This is a genomic window from Streptomyces sp. NBC_00829, assembly GCF_045161795.1.
In the GTDB taxonomy this organism is placed as follows: domain Bacteria; phylum Actinomycetota; class Actinomycetes; order Streptomycetales; family Streptomycetaceae; genus Streptomyces.
Genome location: NZ_CP108868.1, coordinates 16932 through 38455, shown reverse-complemented (window position 1 = coordinate 38455; position 21524 = coordinate 16932). Strand labels below are relative to the sequence as shown.

At 67.4% G+C, this 21524-nt stretch carries 16 protein-coding genes; 4 read left to right on the top strand and 12 right to left on the bottom strand.

The features are described from left to right. Positions 1-16 precede the first annotated feature (16 nt). The 3 genes from OG293_RS39705 to OG293_RS39695 all read right to left on the bottom strand — a co-directional run bounded on the left by OG293_RS39705 (position 17) and on the right by OG293_RS39695 (position 4045). Positions 17-1033 carry a replication-relaxation family protein gene (locus tag OG293_RS39705; RefSeq protein ID WP_331752027.1) on the bottom strand — a complete coding sequence of 339 codons (1017 nt, stop codon included), beginning with the start codon at positions 1031-1033 and terminating at the stop codon, positions 17-19. Next, complete coding sequence (locus tag OG293_RS39700) at positions 1030-3189, bottom strand: ATP/GTP-binding protein (RefSeq protein ID WP_406003880.1); 2160 nt, start codon at positions 3187-3189, stop codon at positions 1030-1032. Before OG293_RS39700 ends, OG293_RS39705 begins: the two co-directional genes overlap by 4 nt. A 370-nt stretch (positions 3190-3559) precedes the next feature. Beyond that, positions 3560-4045 carry a hypothetical protein gene (locus tag OG293_RS39695; RefSeq protein WP_331752023.1) on the bottom strand — a complete coding sequence of 162 codons (486 nt, stop codon included), beginning with the start codon at positions 4043-4045 and terminating at the stop codon, positions 3560-3562. A 681-nt stretch (positions 4046-4726) separates the two neighbouring features. Here OG293_RS39695 and OG293_RS39690 point away from each other — a divergent pair. Further along, a complete protein-coding gene (locus OG293_RS39690) occupies positions 4727-5536 on the top strand; it encodes an uL30 family ribosomal protein (protein ID WP_331752021.1) in 810 nt (269 codons plus the stop codon). Between the two features lie 415 nt (positions 5537-5951). Beyond that, complete coding sequence (locus tag OG293_RS39685; protein WP_331752019.1) at positions 5952-6434, top strand: hypothetical protein; 483 nt, start codon at positions 5952-5954, stop codon at positions 6432-6434. A gap of 319 nt (positions 6435-6753) precedes the next feature. Here the strand turns inward: OG293_RS39685 and OG293_RS39680 are convergent, their stop codons facing one another. From OG293_RS39680 to OG293_RS39640, 9 genes are all read right to left on the bottom strand, one after another. Then, positions 6754-8211, bottom strand: coding sequence for a peptidoglycan DD-metalloendopeptidase family protein (locus tag OG293_RS39680; protein WP_331752017.1), 1458 nt, complete (start codon positions 8209-8211; stop codon positions 6754-6756). Next, positions 8204-8869 (bottom strand): hypothetical protein, encoded by a 666-nt coding sequence (locus OG293_RS39675; protein WP_331752015.1) that lies wholly within the window; start codon positions 8867-8869, stop codon positions 8204-8206. Before OG293_RS39675 ends, OG293_RS39680 begins: the two co-directional genes overlap by 8 nt. A gap of 75 nt (positions 8870-8944) precedes the next feature. Then, the gene (locus tag OG293_RS39670; RefSeq protein ID WP_331752013.1) at positions 8945-11401 is read right to left on the bottom strand and encodes a hypothetical protein; all 2457 of its coding nucleotides are present in this window, start codon (positions 11399-11401) and stop codon (positions 8945-8947) included. After that, positions 11398-14004, bottom strand: a complete 2607-nt coding sequence (locus tag OG293_RS39665) for an ATP-binding protein (RefSeq protein ID WP_331752011.1) — start codon at positions 14002-14004, stop codon at positions 11398-11400. The genes OG293_RS39670 and OG293_RS39665 overlap by 4 nt, the downstream gene beginning before the upstream one ends. Before the next feature lie 45 nt (positions 14005-14049). Then, entirely contained in the window at positions 14050-14646 is a 597-nt protein-coding gene (locus OG293_RS39660) for a hypothetical protein (RefSeq protein WP_331752009.1), read from the bottom strand. Continuing rightward, the gene (locus OG293_RS39655; protein ID WP_331752007.1) at positions 14643-14984 is read right to left on the bottom strand and encodes a hypothetical protein; all 342 of its coding nucleotides are present in this window, start codon (positions 14982-14984) and stop codon (positions 14643-14645) included. Before OG293_RS39655 ends, OG293_RS39660 begins: the two co-directional genes overlap by 4 nt. A gap of 18 nt (positions 14985-15002) precedes the next feature. Beyond that, on the bottom strand, positions 15003-16127 hold the full coding sequence (locus OG293_RS39650) for a conjugal transfer protein (RefSeq protein WP_331752005.1): 1125 nt from the start codon (positions 16125-16127) through the stop codon (positions 15003-15005). Next, positions 16124-16390 (bottom strand): hypothetical protein, encoded by a 267-nt coding sequence (locus OG293_RS39645; RefSeq protein WP_331752535.1) that lies wholly within the window; start codon positions 16388-16390, stop codon positions 16124-16126. The genes OG293_RS39650 and OG293_RS39645 overlap by 4 nt, the downstream gene beginning before the upstream one ends. 193 nt (positions 16391-16583) lie before the next feature. After that, positions 16584-17534 (bottom strand): hypothetical protein, encoded by a 951-nt coding sequence (locus OG293_RS39640; RefSeq protein ID WP_331752003.1) that lies wholly within the window; start codon positions 17532-17534, stop codon positions 16584-16586. A gap of 1508 nt (positions 17535-19042) precedes the next feature. Between OG293_RS39640 and OG293_RS39635 the strand changes: the two genes are divergently transcribed. Beyond that, entirely contained in the window at positions 19043-20662 is a 1620-nt protein-coding gene (locus tag OG293_RS39635) for a pentapeptide repeat-containing protein (protein ID WP_331752001.1), read from the top strand. Between the two features lie 178 nt (positions 20663-20840). After that, positions 20841-21110: a hypothetical protein gene (locus OG293_RS39630; protein ID WP_331751999.1), complete on the top strand. Its 270-nt coding sequence runs from the start codon at positions 20841-20843 to the stop codon at positions 21108-21110. The last annotated feature ends 414 nt before the right edge of the window (positions 21111-21524 follow it).

Here is a 21524-nt window from a genome sequence, read left to right as displayed (position 1 = left end):
GCCGGGGCGCGGCCGGTCACTTCGTGGCGAGGTAAAGGTCGGTAGGGGCGGGGCGGGCGGACTGCGTGCCGCTCAGCAGCGGTGTGAAGATCGGGCCGAACGGCCCGTGCTCCTGGAGCTGCTGCAGGGTGGTGACGCCGATGTGGATGTCGCCCTTGAGCCGGCTGAGACGGACGTCCGCCGCGGCGCGGGTGTAGAGGTCCTCGGTACGCGCGGCCAGCCGCTGCGGACGCCGGTCCGGCTCCCCAGCCTTCGGCGGCGCCGCGTCGAGGATCACCAAAACCCTCGGGAAAACCGGGTAGCTGTACATCCACGCTGGCCGGGTCGCGTTCGGGGTCCGGTGCGTGCGGTCCGCACTCTGCGGGACATACTCGTACAGTCGGCCGTATCCCTGCAGCTTCGCGGCGAGCCGCGCGGAGGTCATCGTGGCACGGTCGAACTCGACGAAGAAGCTGAGCATCGTGCGCCGGCCACCGCGCTCCACATGAACGTAGTTGAGGACAGCGTCGCTGATGACATGGTCGTCCTCGAAGCGGCGCTGCCCGTCACGGATCCGGTTGGCGACCTCCGGGGTCCAGTCCAGCGGACCGCACTCGTGACCGAGGCGGCGCGCCCACTCGACGAAGGCAACACCGACGTCATTCACGCCAAGCGTGTGCGCCTGACGGGCCCCGGCAACCGACTCGGGCGACACCCGGTAAGGCCGGGATGGCAGCTCTCCGGCCTCCTCCACGGACGCGGCGCCCGCTTCGGTGAGGAACCACAGAAACGGTTGGCTCTGCACCCGCCCGCGGCCACCGGGCCCCTGTGCCCGGATCCGGTCGACCAACCCGGCCTGGTGCAGCTCGCCGAGCTGCCAGCGCAGGTACACGGGGCGGGCCTGCCGTTTCTCGGGCAGGGTCAGCAGCACGTGCAGCTGCGGGGTGGACAACACCCGGTGCTGGTAGAGCAGTTCCAGCACCTCTCGGCTGATCGTGTGGAAGCTCCGCGTCGGGGCCGACGTCGCGAGCGTCTCACTTGAGGACACGGTCATGCGAGCCTCGACTCGTTGTGGCGCACATCTGTCGGTTCCGCGCTGCTCGAGGCGCGATCGGTATCAGGCTGCTTGCCGCTGATGACAGGGCCCTTGCCGTCATGTACACGAGAGGGGCTCGTACTGGACGTGTCTGAGCCGGCTGCTTCAGGATCCTGTGGACTCTCGCTCCTATGCGTGTCCTCCGTCGTGCCAGGTTGATTGGAGACCAGGTCGCCACCCTTGAAGTAGGCGAGCTCGTCGTCGCTGTAGTCGTCGTAAGGCTTGTCGCGCTTCACCATGAAGTCGCGAAGGTTGCCGTCTAGGCTGCGCAGATCAGAGAGAATGTCGCAGACCGGGCGGCGCCGGAGATTCTCGTCGATGGCCCGCTTCAGGCGCTCTTCGTTCTGCGGCCGGTGGTAGGCCGTATAAAGGTCTTCCACCGAGGCGCCACGTACACGGAAGGGATCGGTTTGTCCCCCGTCGAGCGTCACTGACATGACGTAGTGGTAGCGGTTGAGCTGTGTAATCGTCTCGGGTAGGACCTTTTTGCCCCATCGACGAGTGACCAGCGTGGCCTCGTCGACATCGGATGCCGTTGTGGAGAGGATTGAAAGGTTCTGCAGCAACCCCTGCCGCGTGGTCGGAGTCAGACGCTGTGCCATCTGAGTCATCGCCAACAACTTCACGCGGTACTTCCGCAGCTGCTCCGTGATTTGGGCCAATGTCCCTTTTGATGCGCCGTCCACGCTGGTCAGCTCGTCGATGAAGGTGAAGAAGTCGCGACGTTCACTTGGGTCGGTGTCGCGGCGCGAAAGGCCAGCTCGGAACAGGTCGTAAATCAGCAGGGAGCTGATGATGCGGTCGACGTCGCCGGTGCCGGCCGGGCAGACAAAGACGATCTTGCCGCTGTCCATGGCATGCCGGATGTCATAAGTCGACCGGCTGGATCCAAGGAACGCCTTGATCGCGTTGGAGGAAGAGAGCCGCTCGATGATGTTCGTGACGACCGGGGTGGCCTCCTTGCTGTAGCTGGGGAAGACGTTTCTCCAGAAGTCTCTGATGTCCTTGGGCAGGTACGGCAGCATCTTGTTGCGCCAAACGGCGTCGGTGAGGATCGTGCGAATCTGGAAGACGGTGGGCGCCAGGTCCGGCCGGCTGGCGCGGCTGGCGTGCCACGATAGGTACACCAGTGACTCGACCGACCTTGTCAGGATGGTCTTCGCACGGCCGGCGCTGTCGCTCCAGTTCAACGCCGCGGCGAAGCCGGTGACGATGTACTGGACGACGTCGGGGATCTCGGACTCGCGCCGGCGCTCCATGGACAGCGGATTCCAGGAGCCGACCATCTTGTCGAGCTCCGGGGACGTGAGGTCGATCTCCCAGATCCGGTCGGCCAGTTCATTGTGCGCCAGGTACGGGCGCGCGCGGGTCCAGCCGTCGCCGTGGGGGTCGAGGAAGAGCACGCCGAACCCGTTGTGGGCGAGCGCGATCGCCTGCACGAGCGACATCTCGGTCTTGCCGAAGCCGGACTTGCCGAGGAACAACGCGAACAGCAGGTACTTCAGAGGGACGCCGGCCAGGCGCTCTCCGCCGCCGGACTTGGATACCCAGCCGAGGGGGAGCAGGCCCTGCTGTCCCGTCCACGTCGGGAGGGCCGCAGGCGGGGGCGGCACGACTCCGCCCGAGCGGGTGATGTTGGGGGCGTTGTTGTGCTTGGTGGGCGGCTTGAGCAGGCCGGCGATCTCCTGGGCGGTCACCCAGGAGTGCCGGCGCGGCACGAAGAGCCCGGTCTCGAAGCGACGGTCGAACTTGCCCCGGTAGAGCCAGTGGTCCGACCGGACTCGGGTAACACCGAGGTGGAGGCCCACAGGCCGGAGGTGGTTGTCGCCGGACCACGGCTCCAGGGCGGCGAGGACCTGGTCCAGCAGCATCCGGGCTCGGTACTCGTCGCGTGCGCAGGTGCGGACGAGCAGCTGCATGGAGAAGACCGGCTCGGCGCCAGGGGCGAGCTTGCCCATCGCGGCCTTCATGTCGGCGACGCGGTGAGTGCGCTGCTGCTGGTGGTGCTGCCGCTGCCGGGCGCCGCCACCCTGGTTGCCCTTCATCTCGGTGGCGATCTCGGACATGACGGCGCCGAGGTCGAAGCCGAACCGGTTGTTGCGCTGCTGCGGCATGCCGGGTATGGCCGGCCCGTCGGAAGGGTTGCGGCGGGCCTGGGCCAGAAGGCGCCGACGGCGGCTGCCGACACGGTTCGGAGCGACGGGCACGAGGTCCAGGACGACGTCGGCGCTCTCACCGAGGTCCTCGCGGACGTCGGCCACCGCGTTGGCCAGGGCCTCGAGCGGATCCGGCGTGAGGGGCACTTCGCGCAGGGCGAGATGGTCGGGGAGAGCCAGAGCGAGTTCTGCCCGGGCGTAGTGCATCTCCCGGATGGCCGGCTTGCCTCGGTGGTCCGCTTCCGGCTTGGCGAAGTCAACCGGCGGGGCGGCGATGGGGTCTGGTGCGATGGTCATTATCTACCTGTCTGTGGTGTGCGTCGCGGGGTTAGGAGCCGAGTCGGATCTGCGGAAGTTCGCGTGCAGCGCGTCCGTCGGCCTCCACGGGCCGCATCTCGACCTGGGCGTAGCCCTGGTGGCGCAGCACCGACATCGCTCGGTCCGGGCCCTCGACCCTCATGGACAGCGCTCCGTTGGAGCAGGTGAAGCGGACGCGGAGGGCGCTGGTGCGGGTGGAGGAGACGAGCCAGCGCGACACGCTCTTGTGCGCGCGGGCCATCTGGTGTCCGAAGCGGATGACCTCTTCCGGCTTCGGGTCGAAGCCTGTGGTCGGCAGCACTTCCAGGGCCGTGCGCTTAGACATCGGGCCGCGGGAAAGGGCCCAGCGGACCGCAGCAGCGACACCGCCTGCCGCCAGGGCGACCAGCGCGACCCACCAGGCGTTGGCCATCACGGAGTCCGCCAGCTGTTCGGCGTGACCGGGAAGGTCCCCGGTGAAGCTGATGACGCCGTCGATGAGGTCGGTCGTGGTCATCGCCCACCGTCCGCGGGCAAGGTGGGCGGCGCCGCGGCGTCAGCCGGAGCGGGCACGGGGGAAGTCGGGAGCACGGCGGCACCTCCAGAGAGCAAACGGGCCTTTCGTCTGCTACAGGTGTCGGGATCCGGCTCGGTGTGACACTCCGCTCCGAAATTCTTCGCCGAGTTGCGTCGGCCGGCGTCACAGCTGTCCTGTGCCATCGAAGGTTGATCTTTGCCATCGAAGTTTGATTGGTGCGGGCGCGGGTGGCCAGGGGTCGCGGCGGGGCAGTTCGCGGAGGCGTACGGGCATCCAGACCTTGGGGCCTTTGTGCTGGCGTTCGGGGAAGCGGTCCGTTCTCCCCGGCATCAGCGCCGGGATACCGGTCGGGTTCCGACGGCGTGGTTGCTGGGCATGCAGCCCTGTGCAGGCATGTTCGGGCAGAGACCTCGCCTCTACGTGAGTAACGGCTCACTCACTGAAGAAGCGGTCGACGACCGAATGGGACCGGTCTTCCAGTTACAGACCAGTTAAAGTCCCGACCTACACCTTCCCAGGACGCTGAGCCATCCGGATGATGTTTGGACCCGAGAGGGTGCACTTAGCCATCAATAAGCCAAGAAGACGTGTCACGATTATAGCTGACGCAGCCCAGGGAGTAACTTGACGAAAATATAGTCGATCAAATCAGGAGGCGCTTTGAAGACAGCACATAAAACACGACACAACCGTCCTCCGGGCTCGGATACTGAGGTCGATTGGGCATCGCATGCGACACACCTACGAGACTCCATCGTCGTTGAATTGCGAAAGTCTGGACAGCATTCAATCAAATCAATCCGAGCCACACTCATGAGCATGGGTCTTAAACGCGTCGGAGATGTCGTCATCCTGGCTAACAACGCGCGAAATCGCGGAAAAGTCCGACGCGTGCAAGGCAACATCTCAATCAGCGACCCGTCAGCATCAGATTTTTCCCACAAGCTGAACAGGAAGAAAATGGGCGTCATGCAATTTCGCAACTATGAGAACGGGCGATATGCAGGACGCATCGCCACCTTCAAGACCACAGGAGAGTATGCATCCCTTGAGCATTACGAGGGCTACTCGATTTTGGCCTGGACTTCAGGGATCCAATATTCGGGAATATTGGATCCCTCAAGGCGATTCTTGATCAATGCCAGCATTATGCACGTCTTCATTGGATCTGACACGGTCGATCCAGACCGGCAACTGGAAGCCGATATCGCCGAAAATCTGCTCACCTCTGACGCCACCATTGATTTCGTTCGGGTCAACGGCGGGCCTGAAGCGTTGTCGCTAACCGAGCCACTTGAGCGTGAAGTCGGCATTTCTCACCTATCGCAGCTTAGCTTCAAGTTCCCCAACCTTGACCAGAAGCGCATGCTCGAACTTCTTGAAGATACTGGGTCTCCAATGGTCCAAGCTAAAGCCGACAACCTGCTACGTAACTTGCTAGTTTTGAAGCGTCCAGCGGGTGAAGCGTGATGCCATCCTCCTGTTCCCCCGAAGGTCGGCGCCGAGCTATCGTGGTGCGCTCGAACCTCGACGGCACTCACTGCGTCGTGGGTAGCACTGAGGTAATCCATCAGATCACCGTGTCCACGAGCTTTTTCTTTCCGGTTCGGGTTTATCTTTCCTGGGCATGCGATAATGGCTCCGTTGAAAGAGTTCCACCGTACACCGATCCAATCACGTTGGAACTCAACGGCGAGACTGGACCGAAAGAGGCGTCTCATGATTGGAGACTAAGAAAATCTCAGAGTGCGGCTTCAGGCCCCTCGCAACTGACAGTCAATATCAAGTGGCGTAAAATCCTGACTCCGGGACGCGTTAGCGCCCCAACCCTCCTTCGCAGCCCATTGATTTACAATTTCCGCATCCAATAGCAGGAGAGTTGAGAGTGAAGCTGTTGGCGCTGCTTTTCCCTTTCGTGTTTGCTATCGGATTGATTGCTATCGGGCCACTGGTCAGCGACAAGATCAAGGGTTTCGAAATCGCGTACTATAGGCTGAAGTTTGCGGAACTAAATCTTGCCGAGCATGTTGACGCCGAGACGAGCGAGGAGAGTATCGCCGAATTAACGCAGTATCTAATGGACGCCTATCAATGGGTGGCTCTCACCATGGCCCCCGCAGTAGGGGTGATCACTGCATTTCCAGAAGTCAGGCTGCACTGGTGGGCGATGTTGGTATACCTAGCTGTAGCCTTGGTAGGCTTTTTCGGCTTCATTCGTATGCTCAAAGACGCTGCTGCTGTCGACCCTGAGAAGTATTTTCGGGAGTCAGGGCTGAAGATTGGCAAATATAGTCCTGTCTCCGTTCTTGGCTTCGCTGTAAATACTCTCGCATTGGTAGTTGTTTCACTCATTTACCTTCTGAGTTGAGCGCGCGTAACTGGATTTCCCTCGGTCTCACCGACCGCTGCTCCGCCCACCGGTCGCAGAGCATGGCGCCTGCTGGCGACGCAGCACTGACACCGTCCGAGACGGCCTCCGCCTCCAGGAACGCCCTTGCGCTGACCTCATGCATCGCGCGGGTCTGCCGCTCGGGACGGCTCCGGTGGCACCATCCGCCGACGGCTGACACATATGAGACGGACGGCACGCATGGCGGTCGCCTACTCAAACTTCGGCGGCACACGCTCAAGGTTCCATGGCATAGGACAACAGCTCCCTGCAGGGAGTGCGTGACGCCGGCCGTGGGTCAGATCTTCACGCCGTGACCGCGGAGGTAGGCCAGCGGGTCAATGTCCGATCCGTACTCGGGCCCGGTGCGTATCTCGAAGTGGAGGTGCGGGCCGCTGACGTTGCCCGTGTCGCCGGACCATCCGATCCGGTCGCCGCCCTTCACCTTCTGGCCGACGGAGACGTTGAGCGAGGACTGGTGCGCGTACTGCGAGTACTTGCCGTCCCCGTGTTTGATCACCACTTGGTAGCCGTACGCGGAGTTCCAGCCGGCCGTGACCACGGTGCCCGGGCCCACTGCGCGAATCGCGGTTCCCTTGCCTACCGGGAAGTCCACGCCGGTGTGGTGGCCGCTCGACCACATCGATCCCGAGACCCCATATCTGGTGCCGATGTGCTCGTCGGCGACCGGGGCGACCCATGAGCCCGACGTGCCGCCTGAATCGGGCTCGGTGTAGTCCGGACGCTTCATGATCAGGATTCGGTCCGTCCAGAATGAGAGGGGCTCGATCCGGACGCGGGCACCGGTGTGCGGCGCGTCGATCACCTCTCCGCCGCCGATGAACATGGCGACGTGCTCCGGGCTGGAGGCGCTGCCGCCGGAGAAGATGAGGTCGCCGGGGCGCAGGTCCTTCGCCGAGTTGACCTTGCTGCCGATGTCGACCTGGTCGTACGTGACCCTGGGGAGGTTCACGCCGACCTTGCTCCAGGCGTACTTGACCAGGCTGGAGCAGTCGCAGCCGGTAGAGCCCACGAACGGGGGCTTGCAGCTGCCGCCCAGGACGTAGGGGGTGTTGTACGCCTCCTTGGCACCGGCGACGACTTTGGCCAGACCACCGGAGACCTTGCCGTCCATCGGAGCGGCCCACTTCTCCGCCCGCTCCCGAGTCTCGCGGACGTAGTCCCGGGTCTCCTTGTACGGCGGGATGCCGCCGTACTGCTTCACCGCGCCGCCGCTGGCGTTGTACGCGGCGAGCATGTTGTCGACGACGTCGCCGGGCACGCTGCGGATCTCGTCGGCGAGCTTGCAGTCGTAGGCCACCATCGACGGGACGGCGTCCTCAGGATCCAGGGGGTCTGCGCCGCCCTTCTTGTTGGCGTCGATGCCCTGCGTGGCCCACGTGGACGGGATGAACTGGGCGATCCCGAGCGCGCCCGCTCCGCCGTCGGGCGGGTTCTTGCGGAAGTTGGACTCCTGGTAGAGCTGGGCGGCGATCAGCGAAGGCGTGGTCTCCGCGCAGCCGTAGTCCCGCACCGCGTTGAGGATGATCGGGCGCAGCCAGTAGGGGATGTCTTTGGTGTCCGACAGGCCGCCGCCGAATCCCGCGTTCTCCAACGCGTCGCTGGTGTTGTCCTCACCGATCGCCGAGGTCAGCGCCAGCACGGCGGCCAGCATCAAGCCGAAGCCGAGCAGGCATGACAAAAGGATCGCGATCAGTACTCGGCGCAGGGCCTTGGACTCGCCTTGCTCAGACATTGGGAAGCCCCACGACGCGCCAGCTGCCGTCGGCTCCGCGGCGGAGCTTGAGTGCCACCTGTTCTTCCGACGCGGTGGCGGCCCCCGTGGCCGGCGTCTCGGTCAGCCTGTAGATCACGCGCGCGAAGGCGGAGTCCTCGGTCGGCGCGGGAGCTCCGTCCGGCAGGGCCACCCGCAGGACGGTCACCGTTACCTGAACCTGGCGGTCCCTCCAGCTCAGCCACTGCTGCCGGCCGGCGTTGCCGCTGGTGTGCGTGCGCAGGTCCTCGGCCAGGTCGCCGTCCGTGTAGGCGGCGGCGCGCCGGGAGGCGTCGTCGAACGAGGTGTCCTTGCCCGGCCGGGCGTCGTGGCTGGCCCACGCGGTCGTGAAGGCCCTGGCTGCTTCCTGGATCGGAACCGACACCGGGCTCGGCTCCGAAACCACCGGAGGCTCGGACCGCTCGGGTGCCGGCGACGTCTCCGCCGGCTTGGCGCTGCTGGGGATGCTTTCGGGCGCAGTCGTAGAGGTTGCGACCGTAGGGGTTGAGCCGGAGGTGGGGGGACGCTCCCCTCCACGGAGCCCGAAGAGCAGGAGGGCACCGACGGCGGCCAGGACTGCCGCAGCGACGAACAGCATGATCGTCCCGCGCTGGGCACGCGCGACATCGGTTGTGGGCATGAGGGTCCCCCGTGAGGTGGTTCTGGTGCGGTGATCTGGGCGGCCGGGGCCTGTTGGGCCCCTGCCGCGGCCCGGCTACGGCCGGGGCTTGGGCGGGCCGGGCGGCCGGGTGGCGCGTCGGATGGCCCGGGGCGGAGCTGGCGGCTTGGCCGGCGTCGACTTCTTCGCGGCCGGCGGGGTCGGCGGTGCAGGGGTGGGCGGGGTCGGCATCTTCGGCACCCCGGCCGGCCCGGCGGCCGGCGGCTTCACCGAGCTCGGTGTCTTCGTGCCGGCCGCCTTGGGCCCGGGCGTCTTGGCGCCGGCCGCAGCCGATGCGCCTCCAGGAGTCTGCGGCGCGATGGCACCGGCCCGGGGCCCGGGAGGACTCGCGGCCCGCGGGTTCGACTGGATCTGCGCCAGTCCGAGGTTGACCTGTGCCTTCGTCCCTTGCTTCGCCACGAACTTGCCGGCCGTGGCGACGTTGCGCTTGTACTCGGCTCCGAAGTCCTTGGCCTCCTGGACCTTCTTGTCGACGGTGCGCGCCTTCACGGCCTTGAGGTCGTCGCCGACCTTCTTCCCGCGCGCCATCGCCGCAGCGCCACCACGCTTGGTCGCGGCAACACCGCGGGGGATCCCCACCGGCGCGCCCACCGTGGCCATGAAGGCGAACTTCGTCGCCTTGGCGCCGTACTTGGCAGTGGTGGCGGCCGCCTTACCGGTGGCCATGGTGGCCCTGCCGCCCCTGGTCTGGGACATCTTGTTCGCGGCCGCCGTGGCCAGCCGCTTCTTCAGGGTCTGCTTGGCCGCCTGCTGCGCCGCGACCTTCGCGGCCGTGCTCGCACCGCCGGTGCCGACGGCCGCGGCCGCGTTGGTGGCAAGCCGCGCCGCAGTCCGCAGCCGGCTGGCCTTGCGGTTCGCCTGCGGTGAGCCGACCCAGGCGTTCTTGGCGGACTTCAGACCCTGACCGACCGGCCTGCTCACGCGCCGCGCCTCGCCTCGGGCCTCGCCCCACATCTGCTTCAGACCGGGGGCGGTCTCGGCGTAGCGGCCGGGACTGCTGAACACGGAGCGGCGGCCGGCGCCGCCGACGCGGGCATTGGCCAGCTTGCGGTTGAGGTTGACCGCGATGCTCTGCGCCGTCTGCTTGATCTTCTTGTGGCCGGCCAGACCGGCGACGGCCGTGACGTCGATGACGATGAACTTCACGGCAAGGACGTCACCGGTGTTCGCGTCGATCAGGGCCAGAACGATCAGGATGAAGATCGCCAGGAAGAGGATGGCGATGATGATGCCGAGAACGGCCTTGGTGATCGCGGAGAACCAGCGCCACAAGGTGGCGCGGCCGCCACCGGGCAGAATGCCGGCGGTGAGGGCCCAGTGACCGCGGATCGCCTCGAAGGCCAGCCAGCCCTGCGCCGTGAGGAACGTCCCGGTGACCAGGATCATGAGGATGGCGACGATGACCGCGGCGATCGCGACGAACAGAGCGGAGAAGGCAAGGTCGGCGGATGCCCGCTTGGCCTTGGGCTTCACGTCCCCGCAGGCCGCCTCGAACTTCTTTGCGTTCTCGTTGAGTTGCCCGATGAAATTCGTGTCGTAGATCGAGTCCATCATCGCGGCGTCCCAGTAGTTCATCCCGAGCTGGTCCAGGTTGAACTCGGCGAGCTTGTACTCGCGGAAGGCCTTGTCGCACGGCCCGTCGAAGGTCTGTCCGTACACCATGAGCTGGTTGGGTTTGACGATGAACGCATCGACCAGGGCGTCGGTGATCGGCTTCGCTACGTTGTCCGGGTCGGCGCTGCCCTTGGCGCTAGCGGGGTCGTCGGCCAGGACGATGCTGGCGACCTCCAGGGTGAAGTCCTTTGCCTTGCCCAGCAGGCCTCCTTCCGAGAGCAGCATGGTGGAGCCCTGCGGCTGCGCCTGGTCGTGCTGGCCGAGCAGGACCTGGGCCGGTGAGACAAGCACGGTGGTGGTCAGTGCGGCGACGACCAGGGAGACCCCGATTTCGGCGAAGCCGCGCGAGCGCTCCTTGAAGAGGATCAGCCAGCCGCAGTAGAAGCCCGCGAACGTCAGGAACAGGCCGGGGAGGCCGAGCCGGTCGATGACCTGGTTCTTGATGGTGCTGGAGATGTCCTCGACGGGACCGACCATGACCTTGGCCAGCCCGAAGTTCAGTGCCCACTTGATCAGCCAGCAGGTGAAGCCGATGACCCACTTTGAGACGCCGAAGAGCAGCTGGGCAACGATGTTCCAGATCTTGAGGTCGATGTCCTTCCAGCCGCCCGTGTCCGTCTTGACGGTGTAGGAGCTGATCGGGAAGCCGTCCTTGTCGGTGACGTTGAACGGCTGGAGGATGCCGTCACTGCCGTCCTTGGGCTTCTGGTTGAGGTTCTTGCCGCCGGGGCCGGCAGCCGGCTTCGCCGGCGCGGACGTGCTGGGCGACGGCGATGGGTCTGCGCTGGCAGCGGGGGCCAGCACCACGGTGAACAGGGCCAGCAGAACGCCGATCAGACCGAGGCGCCGCTTGAGGCCACGCTGCCGGAGGCGACTCATGCCAGGACCCCGTCCGCGGCCTCGGCGAACTCCACGGTCTCGTCGGATTCGTCGTCGAGCTGGCCGGGCGTCGTGGTGATCGCGGCGGCCGCATTCTCGTCCGCAGGTATCAGCACCTTGATGCCCGCGATGCGCTTGCGGAGGTCTCGGTACAGGCCCTCGCCGGCCCGCAGGGCGCGCTCGGTCTCGCTGACGTTGAGCGGGCTGAGGTTCTCGGTGATGACCTTGAGCATCTCCTCGTCGGTCGGGTCCAGGTCCAGGAACTCCAGGCACCGTGTGGCCAGGGCCTTGCCGCGGTGACGGAAGACGAAGATGTGGGACAGCAGCGCCCGGATCTTGTCTCCGATCTCGGACTTCGGGCCGATGTCGTACGGGTCGTGGCTGCCGGCGAAGGCTCCGGCGTTGTGCTTGCGGCCGTCGGCGATGAGCTCAAGCAGCAGGTTGGAGCCCTCGGCGGAGCTCGTCAGCCACCAGCACTCATCCAGGAAGACGCCGGCGAACTCCTGCGGGTCGGCGAAGGCGATCTCGCGGCACAGCGCCGTCATCAGGTACATCAGCCGCCAGCCGAAGCGCTTCTCGACCTCCAAGGAGGGGAGCCGGTGCTCGGAGAGCTCCTCTTTGGTGGGCAGGCCCAGGCGGTCGACGGCGAAGACGATGCTGTCGGCGTCCGTGATCCGCACGACCGGCAGGCTGGGGTCGAAGATGACGCGGCCGAGGTCCTTCTTCGCCAGCGACCGCAGTTTGCGGACGAGTTCGGACGCGGCCGCGCGCACAGCGGCGTCGTTCGGCTCGTCCGGGTCGGGGGTGCGGGCCCGGTCGGCAAGCGTGCCGATCAGAGCGGTCATGCTCGGCTGCGGCCCGAGCCGGGTCGCCTCGATCGCCTCGGCGAGGGTGATGCCCTCGACGCTCATCGAGCCGATGTCGAGGAGCGGGGTGAGGAAGGACTCGGTGTAGCGGGCGGCGCGCGGGCCGCGGAAGACGCGCAGGGGGTCGAGGCTGACGCCGGCGTTCTCGTCGACGTTGATGATCTGGGTGGTGCCCGGGCAGGCGTTCGCGAACCGGCTCCACTCCTGCTGGGGGGTGCGGTCGATGACCAGGGCGCGGCCGCGGGAGTTCCGCTGGCCGGCCCGGTGGCCGGTGGTGAGGATCGAGTACATCGCGCACTTCATGGCGACGGACTTGCCGGAGCCGAGCTCGCCGACGAAGGCGGCGGACGCGGAGGCGTTGACCCTCGGGCCGTGGGAGAAGTCGACCAACACGGGGCGAACGCCGCCGCCGTTGAGCTGGAGGCCGAAGAGGCTGCCGGAGTCGTCGCCGAGGCCGGCGCCGCAGAACGGCATGCTCATCGCGAAGTCGCGGGCGAGGAGGTACTGGGTGTAGTCGAGCATCGGCCCGGGCGTCTTGGTGCCGGGCAGCATGCCGTGGAACAGCGCGACCTGGTCGCCGGTAGGCCGGACCAACGTGTAGTCGTTGCCGCCGAAGTGGTTGGCCAGAGACCGGGCCTTCTCGTCCGCTTCTTCGGCGGTCGTGCCCCAGACGCAGGTGGCGACCGTCGCACGGATCTCGACCTCGGTCGAGGAGGCGGTCAGCCGGTCGCGGTACTCGTCGAGCGCGAAGCTCGCTTTGTCCAGCGAGGCCGGCACCCCGGAGGTCTCGCCGTCGTACTCACCGCGCTGGTGCGCGAGCTCACGCTGCTGGCGCCGGCTCTTCGGCTCCGCCTTCGCGCCGGACTCCACCTGCAGCCGGACGGCCCAGTCCACGGGGAAGTTGAAGTCATCGAGCGCCGCCAGGTACTCGCTGCCGGGGAACCGGAAAGCCTCCGGCATCTCCGAGAGCACGCAGAACGCCTGGTAGGAGTCACCGAACTCGGTGGTGGCACGCAGGTAGCGGCGCTTGAAGGGGTTGGTCGGCCCCTTGGAGGGCCGGTTGCCGCGCCCGCCCTCGTCCAGGATGACCTGGGTGTGGGCGTTCACGGTGTGGCCGCGGCCGCGCAGGGCCCGCGGCGCACCGTCCTCGGGGAGCAGCGGCTCGCTCAGGCCGCGTCGTGCGCTGTGCCCGTAGATCCAGAGGATCTCCGCTTCGGTGGCCGGCCTCATCTTGATGCCGGAGGGCCAGCCCGCGGCCAGGCGGGTGGCCTGCTCCAGGCGCTGGCGCTCTTCCGATACGGATATGGGTGCGACGGGCAGGCCGAGGGTGCCCATGACCTCGGCTTGCATGGAGGAGATGACGGCCCGGGCCTGCTGCTTGAGGTCGAGGTGGGCCAGGGGGACGGCGAGGAAGTCGACGCGGCCGGTGAGCTCGAGGTCCTGGAGCTGGTCGAGGACCTTCAGCGCCAGGTCGACGTACTCGGGTGATTGGTCGAGGTCGACGCCGGCGGTCATGCGGGTGACGACCGATGCGGCGTCGACGCTCGGGCTGAGGCTGAGCAGCAGGGCCTCTCCCCGCAGGGACTTGAAGAGCGCCTCCAGCGAGTCCAGCCGCTCGCGCTTCGTGGACTTCGAGGCGTGGGTGTAGTTCTCGGTGTCGACGCGCCACACCGCCCACACGGTGGCGGCGGTGGTCCAGATCAGGTGGCCGCTGATGTGCCGGACGGGGAGACGCATGGCGTTTCTACTTTCTGTGCGGGTGGTGGCGGCGATCGGGTCGGGTCAGTACTCGTCGAGTGAGGCGAGGAGGGACTGCAGCCCGGTCTTGGGCTCCAGGCGGCCCGCAGCCGCGGGCGGTGCCGTGGCCGGACGGGTCTTCCGGGCCGGCTCGGTGGCGGCGGCCGGACGGATCTTTCGCATGGGCGCGGGGGTCGGCTTTGTGGCGGGGGCCGGCGCCGCCGCCAAGGCGGGCCGCTCGGCGGACCGGACGCGCACCGTGCAGGTGGCGGACGCCAGTCGCGGTCGAGCGACCCGCTGCGGCTTGCCGGCCAAGCGGCCTTGGGCCGGGGTGGAGGAATAGATGAACAGGCTCCGGACCGCCCGGGCCGGGTCCCGCCCGTCCAGGCGTGCGTACCGCAGCACCCAGGCCAGGCCCCAGGGCACCAGGACCATGAGCACGAAGTTCATGGCGCCGAAGTGGGCCCACAGGTCCCTCGTCAGAACGAGGAGCCCGAAGCTGATCACCATGGTCATGACCTGGGTGATCGTGTAGGGCCCTCCCGGGAGCCGGCCGGCTCCCGGGAGTTTGCCGATGACCAGCGGGTGCTTGCGGGCTCGTGTGTACGAGTGGCCGATCAGCTCCTCCTCGGAGGCGCTCACGACAGCTGCCAGTCCTTGCCAGTTCCCCCAGGGCCGGTCTTACCGTCCGGGTGGATGGACATGGCGTTGGTGCCCGTGTCGTTGATCTCGGAGCCGACCTTGGTCTGCAGGACCGAGAGGTTGCTGATGCCCCACAGCACGAGAGCGGCCAGGACGAAGGCGACGAGGGTGCCGACGAAGGAGCGGGTCTTCCACCAGGCCATGAGCACGGCGACGATCGCCATGAGTGCGGCCACGGTGAGGACGAGGGTGCGGACTTGGCCAGTCTTCGTGTTGGCCCAGTCGAGGACGTCGCCGGCGAGGACGACGTGGTCGGGGTAGGCGGCCAGGGTGTGCATGAAACGGTTCCTCTTTCTTCAGGAGCTCGACGGCGTGGGCGTTATGGCCACGGCGTCGAGGGTTGGGGTGATGTGCGGCGCCGCGGACGGCGCGCTGCTCGCGCGGATGGCCGGGGCGTCGTCGACGGACGCGACCTCCCAGCGGCCGGCACGGGACTTGAGGGTGAGCGCGTAGCTCAGCGAGACCGGGCTTCCCGCCTGGTCCGTCGCATCGACCTGGACCAGTTGGTGCAGCACAGTCCCGTCGGCGGGCACCTTCTGCTGCCCGGAACTGGGGGAGTCGTCCCGGACACCGGTGACCTTGACCGCGGTGTACGGGGCCGGCCTGATGGCCTGCAGGGAGGTGCCGGGGGAGGTGTAGCGGTCGAGCTCGGACGTGCCGGCGAGGTACGCCGACAGGAACCCGCGCGCGGTCTCGACTGCCGGGTCCGTGCTGCTGGACCCCCGCTCCGACTCGTAGGCCAGGGCGCCGGGCTGGAGCGCCGTGGGCGCGGCCACCTGTGCCGGAAGGGACGTCGCCGCGTAGCCCGTGGTGGCCGCGGCCGACTTCGCGGTGCCGCCGGCGCCGGCCGGGCTGGTGGTCTGGATGCCGACGCGGAAGTACTGCACGCCCACGCGCTTGGCCTTGCCGTTGTCGTCCTGGGTGGTGACGTCGGCGGCGACGGTGATCGACCAGTACCCGGGCTGGACCTCCCTGGATGCGATCACGGTCGACTGCGTGGCCGTCCGGGTGCCGGGCTTCACCGACAGCGCGACGGAGCCGGAGTAGTACGGCGCCAGTTCGCGCTCGGTGCCCTGGCCGGCCTGCAGGTAGGCGGCGACGAACAGCTCGGCGAAGCCGGCGGGACCGGTCTGCGACGCCGGGGTCGCAGCCGCGACTGGCTCGGTGACGCCCTGGGCCGGGCCCGAGGAACCGAGCAGCGCCAGAACACCGAAGACCGGGCCCGACGCTACGAGCGCCCACGCACCGAGGCGGACCAGGCGGGTGATCCCGGACAGGTGAGCGGTGCTCGTCTTCCACCCGGTCTCATCAGGCTCGGCCGCCAGCGTGTCCTGCGGCTCCTCAACCTCCTCGTCCCAGGCCTCCGCGTCGACGAACTGCTTCTTCTTGTCCGACTTTCGCTGACGGCGCGCCCGCTTCACGAGGCCCTCCGCAGGGCCTGGGCGGTCAGGACCGTCGAGATGCGCTCCTTGAGCTCGTCGGGAGTACGGGCGACCAGGACGTCCCACGATGCGAGAGCAGGCTCTGACTCCCTGGTGAGGAAGGCGCGCATCTGCTCGTGCAGTTCGCGGTCCATCGGCCGGCTCACCAGAGCGGCAGCGATCTTGATCACGTCGCGCGAGGCGCGCGCCACACGTGCCTCGTCGGCGTCGAGGAGCTGTCGGCCGGTGCCGGCCGGGGACATCGTGGTCACGTGGGTTCTCCCGGAGCCGAGAAGGGGTGGGGGCGGGTCTCAGTGGGGCGGCACCGCTCTGGGCGGGGCTCTCGGTTGCTACAGGTGTTGAAGAAGCCCGCGGTGTGACAGTCGGGCCGGGGTTTTTCGAGCGACTTCCGCGGCGGCCGATCCAGGAGCGAACCGGCCGCCGCCACGGCGGGGTTCACGCGGCGGCCCGGTACTGGGCGAGGTCCGTCTTCGTGCGCAGGGTCCGCACGGCGCGGCTGGCGTGCTGCCGCAGCAGGGCGCCCTCGTGGCCCATGGACCGGGTGGTCATGTGCTGCTGCTCGGGACGGACCGAGGCGGACAGGTAGTAGCGGGCGATTCGCTGCGCCTCGATCTCCTTCAGCGCTCCGATCTCCACCGCCCACAGCAGCAGGTCGAGGACCTCCGTCCGCGCCTCGTGACGCGACAGCGCCGGCTCGTCGACGTCGACGAGATCCATCTGCGCCGCGCGCATCAGCAGGTCCGCGAGCTCGACCGTGGCGTGGGGAGTGTCCGGGTCTGCGCTGGAGACCATGTGGGCGTACCGGGTGTGGCACTCGGCCTCTGCGAGCGGTGCAACACGGGCGGCGAAGTCCTGGACTTCCTCCACCTCGTCGACGCAAGCGGCCAGGGTTCGCCGGGCCAACTGCAGGGTGTCGAGGGCGAGGTTGTTGTAGATGCGCCGAGGCCGCCGGTCGAGCGGGTAGGTGCGGATGACTTCGAAGGCCGCGCCGAGGACGGCTGCGCAGACGTCGTCCCACGACAGCCCGGCTCGGCGCTGCGTCTTGGCCATCAAGACCGCCTTGGGCAGCAGGATGCGTACCGCGATCCGCCAGGCGAGGTGGCCGTCGAAGCCCTCGCCGGCGGCCCGCTCGACCAGCAGGTGCATCACGCGGTCGTGGCTGTCGAAGTCGCCGCGGCGGTAGTAGTCGGAGATCTTGTCGACGATGTCCTGGGGGTTGGCGGCGCCGACGAGGACCAGGTGCTCCTCGGCCCACGCGGCGACGCGGTCGGCGGCACGCAGGTCGCGGCACAGCACGTCCCAGTCGCGGTTCATCAGGGAGATCGTGGTGTAGCGGGTCACCGACTCGGAGGAGTCGAGCGCCGGGGTGAGCTGGGTGGTGGCCACGTCCGTGTCCGTCCTTTCGCCATCGGGTGTCGATGGCGCTCACACTCCCGAGGCCCCCCTTGACCGCGGTCTGACGGCGATGCCGGCAAGGCGCGGTCAAGGGGAAACAGCTCTCTGGTGCCGAGTGGAACAGCCGGGCAAGGGTGTGTGGTCAAGGGGGACGCGCAACGGGGTGTGGTCAAGGGGGCACTGCACCGCCGGCCGACGAGTGCAGTGCACTCGCATCGGGACACGGCGGGTGCTGGCCGCGACCGCATCGGCATCCGGCCGCACTGGCACCCGTGGCGCACGCATCGGACGCTCCGGAGCTGAGTGCACCCACCCGTTCATCGCGATGCGGATCGCGCATCGTGCATCGCGAGGGATGCGGTGCACCGCCTCGCTCGATGTCACTCCGGCCGGGGCACTCCACCGAGCGCATCGCCGGCCGGGACGGACGGCCCGGGCGAGGACATCCGCCTGCACCGTCCTCCATCCCATCCGCCCGCTGTCGGCCGACGGCCCTCGCCCGGCCGCCGGGCTGCGCCCCTTCTGCCCCTCTCCTCCGGCCAGGGTGTTTCCCCCTGACCTGAGGCCCGGTCAAGGGGAAACACCGTCTGGCATAGCCCTGGTCAAGGGGGCCGGGGCGAAGCTGGTCAAGGGGGTAGGGCACGCCTAAGCCGTGGACCGGGGGTCTGTTCAAGGGGGCGCGGGGGATCCACCGCGCTGTCTGCCCGCGTTTCGCCGACCTTGCTCGCATCAGCGCTCGGGCGCGACGACGAGGGCGGGTGCCGGGCGGAGCGGATGCCGTCCGCGGACGGTGCGGTGCACTGCTGGCTCGACTCTCGATATCCCGCATCAGGGGCGCGATGCACGGTACCGCCCGATCCGAGTCGGCCATCGGGTGCACGGCATTGGGACCTGGCGATGCTCGCACCCGATGCCGAACACCCGCCCGGCCGTGCACTCGATGCGGTGCATCCGATGTCTGAGAGGGGGGATGCCCGGCATCGTGGAGGTGATGGTGGCAGGCCCGTCCGCACCGCCGGATGCGGTGCACCCGGGCCCGCGTGCACCGCAGTGCGAGACCGGATGCAGCGCGCAGTACTCGCCTCGGGCCGGAGAACATCGGTGAGAGACCAAAACACCGGAGGCTGTTGCCGATTGGCCAGGACGAGAGATCGGCCTGCTCGAGACATCCGTGTTTCCCCTTGATTGTGAGCGAGCGGTCATCGACCGGTGCTAGCTTCCGCGCGTGCTGAGTGTCGAACAGCAGAGAAAGTTTCAGTAGCGCACAGATCCTTTCAGTGCGTCCTTCAGTAGCGCCTCTGCGAATTCAGTACCGTGCCCCTTGGGACAACGGGCAACTGCCTGACCGCGCTGATCGTCTCTAGGGCATGACGTCTGCAACGCCCGAACCACCGTCCAGCACGCCACCGTGGCCGCATTGCGGCCACGGTGCCAATGAGGAGGGCCCGGTCGGCTGCCGCGGCATCCACGTTCCGGGACATAGTGCCTGCCTGGCCCACGTGCAGGAGGCTGACCGCACCGCCTACCTCGCTGCCCTGGCCCCCGACGCCGACATTGACCACCGCGGCACCCCCTTCAGCGAAGACCTGCTGGCCCGGCTACTCGACGCCCTGCGCGACCCCACCACCCAACATCCCACTCTCGGCCATGCCCGGTTCGACGGGGCAGCCTTCGCCGGCCCCGCCAGATTCGGCGGAGCGATTTTCAACCACGGCGCTTCGTTCGACGGGGCGACCTTCACTTACGCCGCCTGGTTCAACCAGGCGACCTTCAGCGGTATCGCCACGTTCAATCAGGCGACCTTCACCTACGCCGTCTGGTTTGACGGGGCAACCTTTACCGGCACCGCTGCGTTCGGCGGGGCGGCCTTTACTGGCAACGCCAGTTTTGGTTCAGCTACCTTCACCGGTGCCGTCCAGTTCCCTGGAGCGACCTTCACCCGCGATGTCATGTTCACCGGGGCCCGATTCAAGGACGCTCCATGGCTGGGCCCGCTGGTGTGCGGCGGCGCGGTGCGTCTGGGAAGTGCGGTTTTCGAGGCGCCGGTCACGATGGTTATCGCCGCGCGAGAGCTATGGCTGACGCGGACTCGGTTTGCGTCCACGGCCGCGCTGCGGCTGCGCCATACCGAAGTGGACCTGAGCGGGACGATGCTGGAGTACCCGATCACCGTGGCAGCCGAACCGGCCCCCTTCACCGGCCCGCTAGCCCGCCCCCTATCCGAGGAGGTGCTGACGGGCAGGGACGCCAGCGTGCGGGTGAGAAACCTGAGCGGGGTGGACGCCGCACACCTTGCCCTGACCGACGTGGACCTGTCCGAGTGCCGCTTCGTCGGGGCGGTGCACCTGGACCAACTCCGCATGGACGGCCGCACCACCTTCGCCCGCCCCCCGATCGGCTGGCACCGCCGCGGACTTGTGCCCCTGCGCTGGTCCAGGCGCCGCACCCTCGTCGAGGAACACCACTGGCGGGCCGCCGCCGCAGGCCACCCCGCCGCCGGCTATGAGCCTAGTGTCCGCGAGTGGCAGCCCGAGCCGTATGACCTGGGGCTGGCACGTATCCCGGGCCCTGAGACCCTCGCCGCGCTCTACCGACAGTTGCGCAAGGCCCTTGAAGACAGCAAGAACGAGCCCGGGGCTGCTGACTTCTATTACGGCGAGTGCGAGATGCGCCGCCACGACCGCACCGGCACCCTCTGGGCCGAACGCGCCCTACTGACTGTGTACTGGGCGCTGGCCGGGTATGGGTTGCGTGCCTCCCGGGCCCTGGCCTGGCTGGCTGCGGCGATGACTGCCACCGTCGCCGTCATGATGCTGTGGGGCCTGCCCGCTCAAGCTTCGAAGCAAGAAACCACCGGCCGCCAAGTTACCGTCGGGCAGACACTCACACTGACCACCGACACCCCCGACCCAGTCAACCCCACCGGCCCCTGGACAGAGCGTGTCACCACCGAGCGGTTCGAGAAGGCCCTGAGGATAGTGATCAACTCGGTGATCTTCCGGTCCTCCGGCCAGGACCTCACCACCACCGGTACCTACACCGAGATGACCTCCCGGCTGGCCGAACCCGTCCTCCTCGGCCTGGCCGTCCTCGCCGTCCGCAGCCGCGTCAAACGCTGACCACCGCCCACACATGGCGCAGCGAAGGCAGCAACGCCACGGCCACCTGAAATGATCGGTGCGCTCGCACCGCTCCGAGGCGCCGCACGGAAGATTTCAGTGCCCAGGTCACAGCTCCGCCCACTGAAATCTTCCGTGCGGTCCGACACTGAGCCAACCGCCTTGGCCCGTGCATTTCGTGAACCGGGAGCTTCCCGAGCCCGCGATCATGCCCTTCTTCCTGCGTGAACTGCGTGACGACTACGTGGATTGGCTGGACGAGGAGGGCTTGCCGGACGGCCTGCCGTTCCTGCTCTCGCCGACGTTTGCGTACGAGGCAATACTCAACTCGTACTTCATTCAGGCGAACTTGCTCATCGCGCCGTGGAACAGCAACGCCAACCGGGCCAGGGCGTTGCTCCGCTTCTTGAACTTCCTGCACTTCGCCCGCGGTGGAAAGCCATGGTAGGACGCCACGGAGGCCGATCACCTCGCATTTCATCAGTGGCGTCGCCGTGATGAGGCCGGGCCCCGGGTGGGGGGCAGCACCTGGAACCAGGAGGTGTCCCTGGTCAACCAGTCCGGCCATGGAATCGACACCGGATCGACCGAGCCGCTACGACGAGCTCGTCGCTCGGAATGCCAAGCTCAAACGGCGCAATCGCGAGCTCAATGACCATCTCACTCTCGCCGCCGCGCACATCCAACGCATCACCTTGGAGAACCAACGTCTGCGGCAAGGACTCGAATCCGCAACCGGCGTCACGGCCAAGATCCTTTCCCCGTGTATGGCCAGCGGTTCCCCGCTCACGGTCCTTACCAGTGGCCAGTAAGGTTCCCCAGGCCGGCAGCGGCGGACACACGGAGTCACGCGCACACGGTT

Bases quoted from the DNA above. Each gene is read 5' to 3' on its own strand.
- OG293_RS39705 (WP_331752027.1), bottom strand. From the start codon at position 1,033: ATGACCGTGTCCTCAAGTGAGACGCTCGCGACGTCGGCCCCGACGCGG.
- OG293_RS39700 (WP_406003880.1), bottom strand. From the start codon at position 3,189: ATGCCGCAGCAGCGCAACAACCGGTTCGGCTTCGACCTCGGCGCCGTC.
- OG293_RS39695 (WP_331752023.1), bottom strand. From the start codon at position 4,045: ATGACCACGACCGACCTCATCGACGGCGTCATCAGCTTCACCGGGGAC.
- OG293_RS39680 (WP_331752017.1), bottom strand. From the start codon at position 8,211: ATGTCTGAGCAAGGCGAGTCCAAGGCCCTGCGCCGAGTACTGATCGCG.
- OG293_RS39675 (WP_331752015.1), bottom strand. From the start codon at position 8,869: ATGCCCACAACCGATGTCGCGCGTGCCCAGCGCGGGACGATCATGCTG.
- OG293_RS39670 (WP_331752013.1), bottom strand. From the start codon at position 11,401: ATGAGTCGCCTCCGGCAGCGTGGCCTCAAGCGGCGCCTCGGTCTGATC.
- OG293_RS39665 (WP_331752011.1), bottom strand. From the start codon at position 14,004: ATGCGTCTCCCCGTCCGGCACATCAGCGGCCACCTGATCTGGACCACC.
- OG293_RS39655 (WP_331752007.1), bottom strand. From the start codon at position 14,984: ATGCACACCCTGGCCGCCTACCCCGACCACGTCGTCCTCGCCGGCGAC.
- OG293_RS39645 (WP_331752535.1), bottom strand. From the start codon at position 16,390: ATGTCCCCGGCCGGCACCGGCCGACAGCTCCTCGACGCCGACGAGGCA.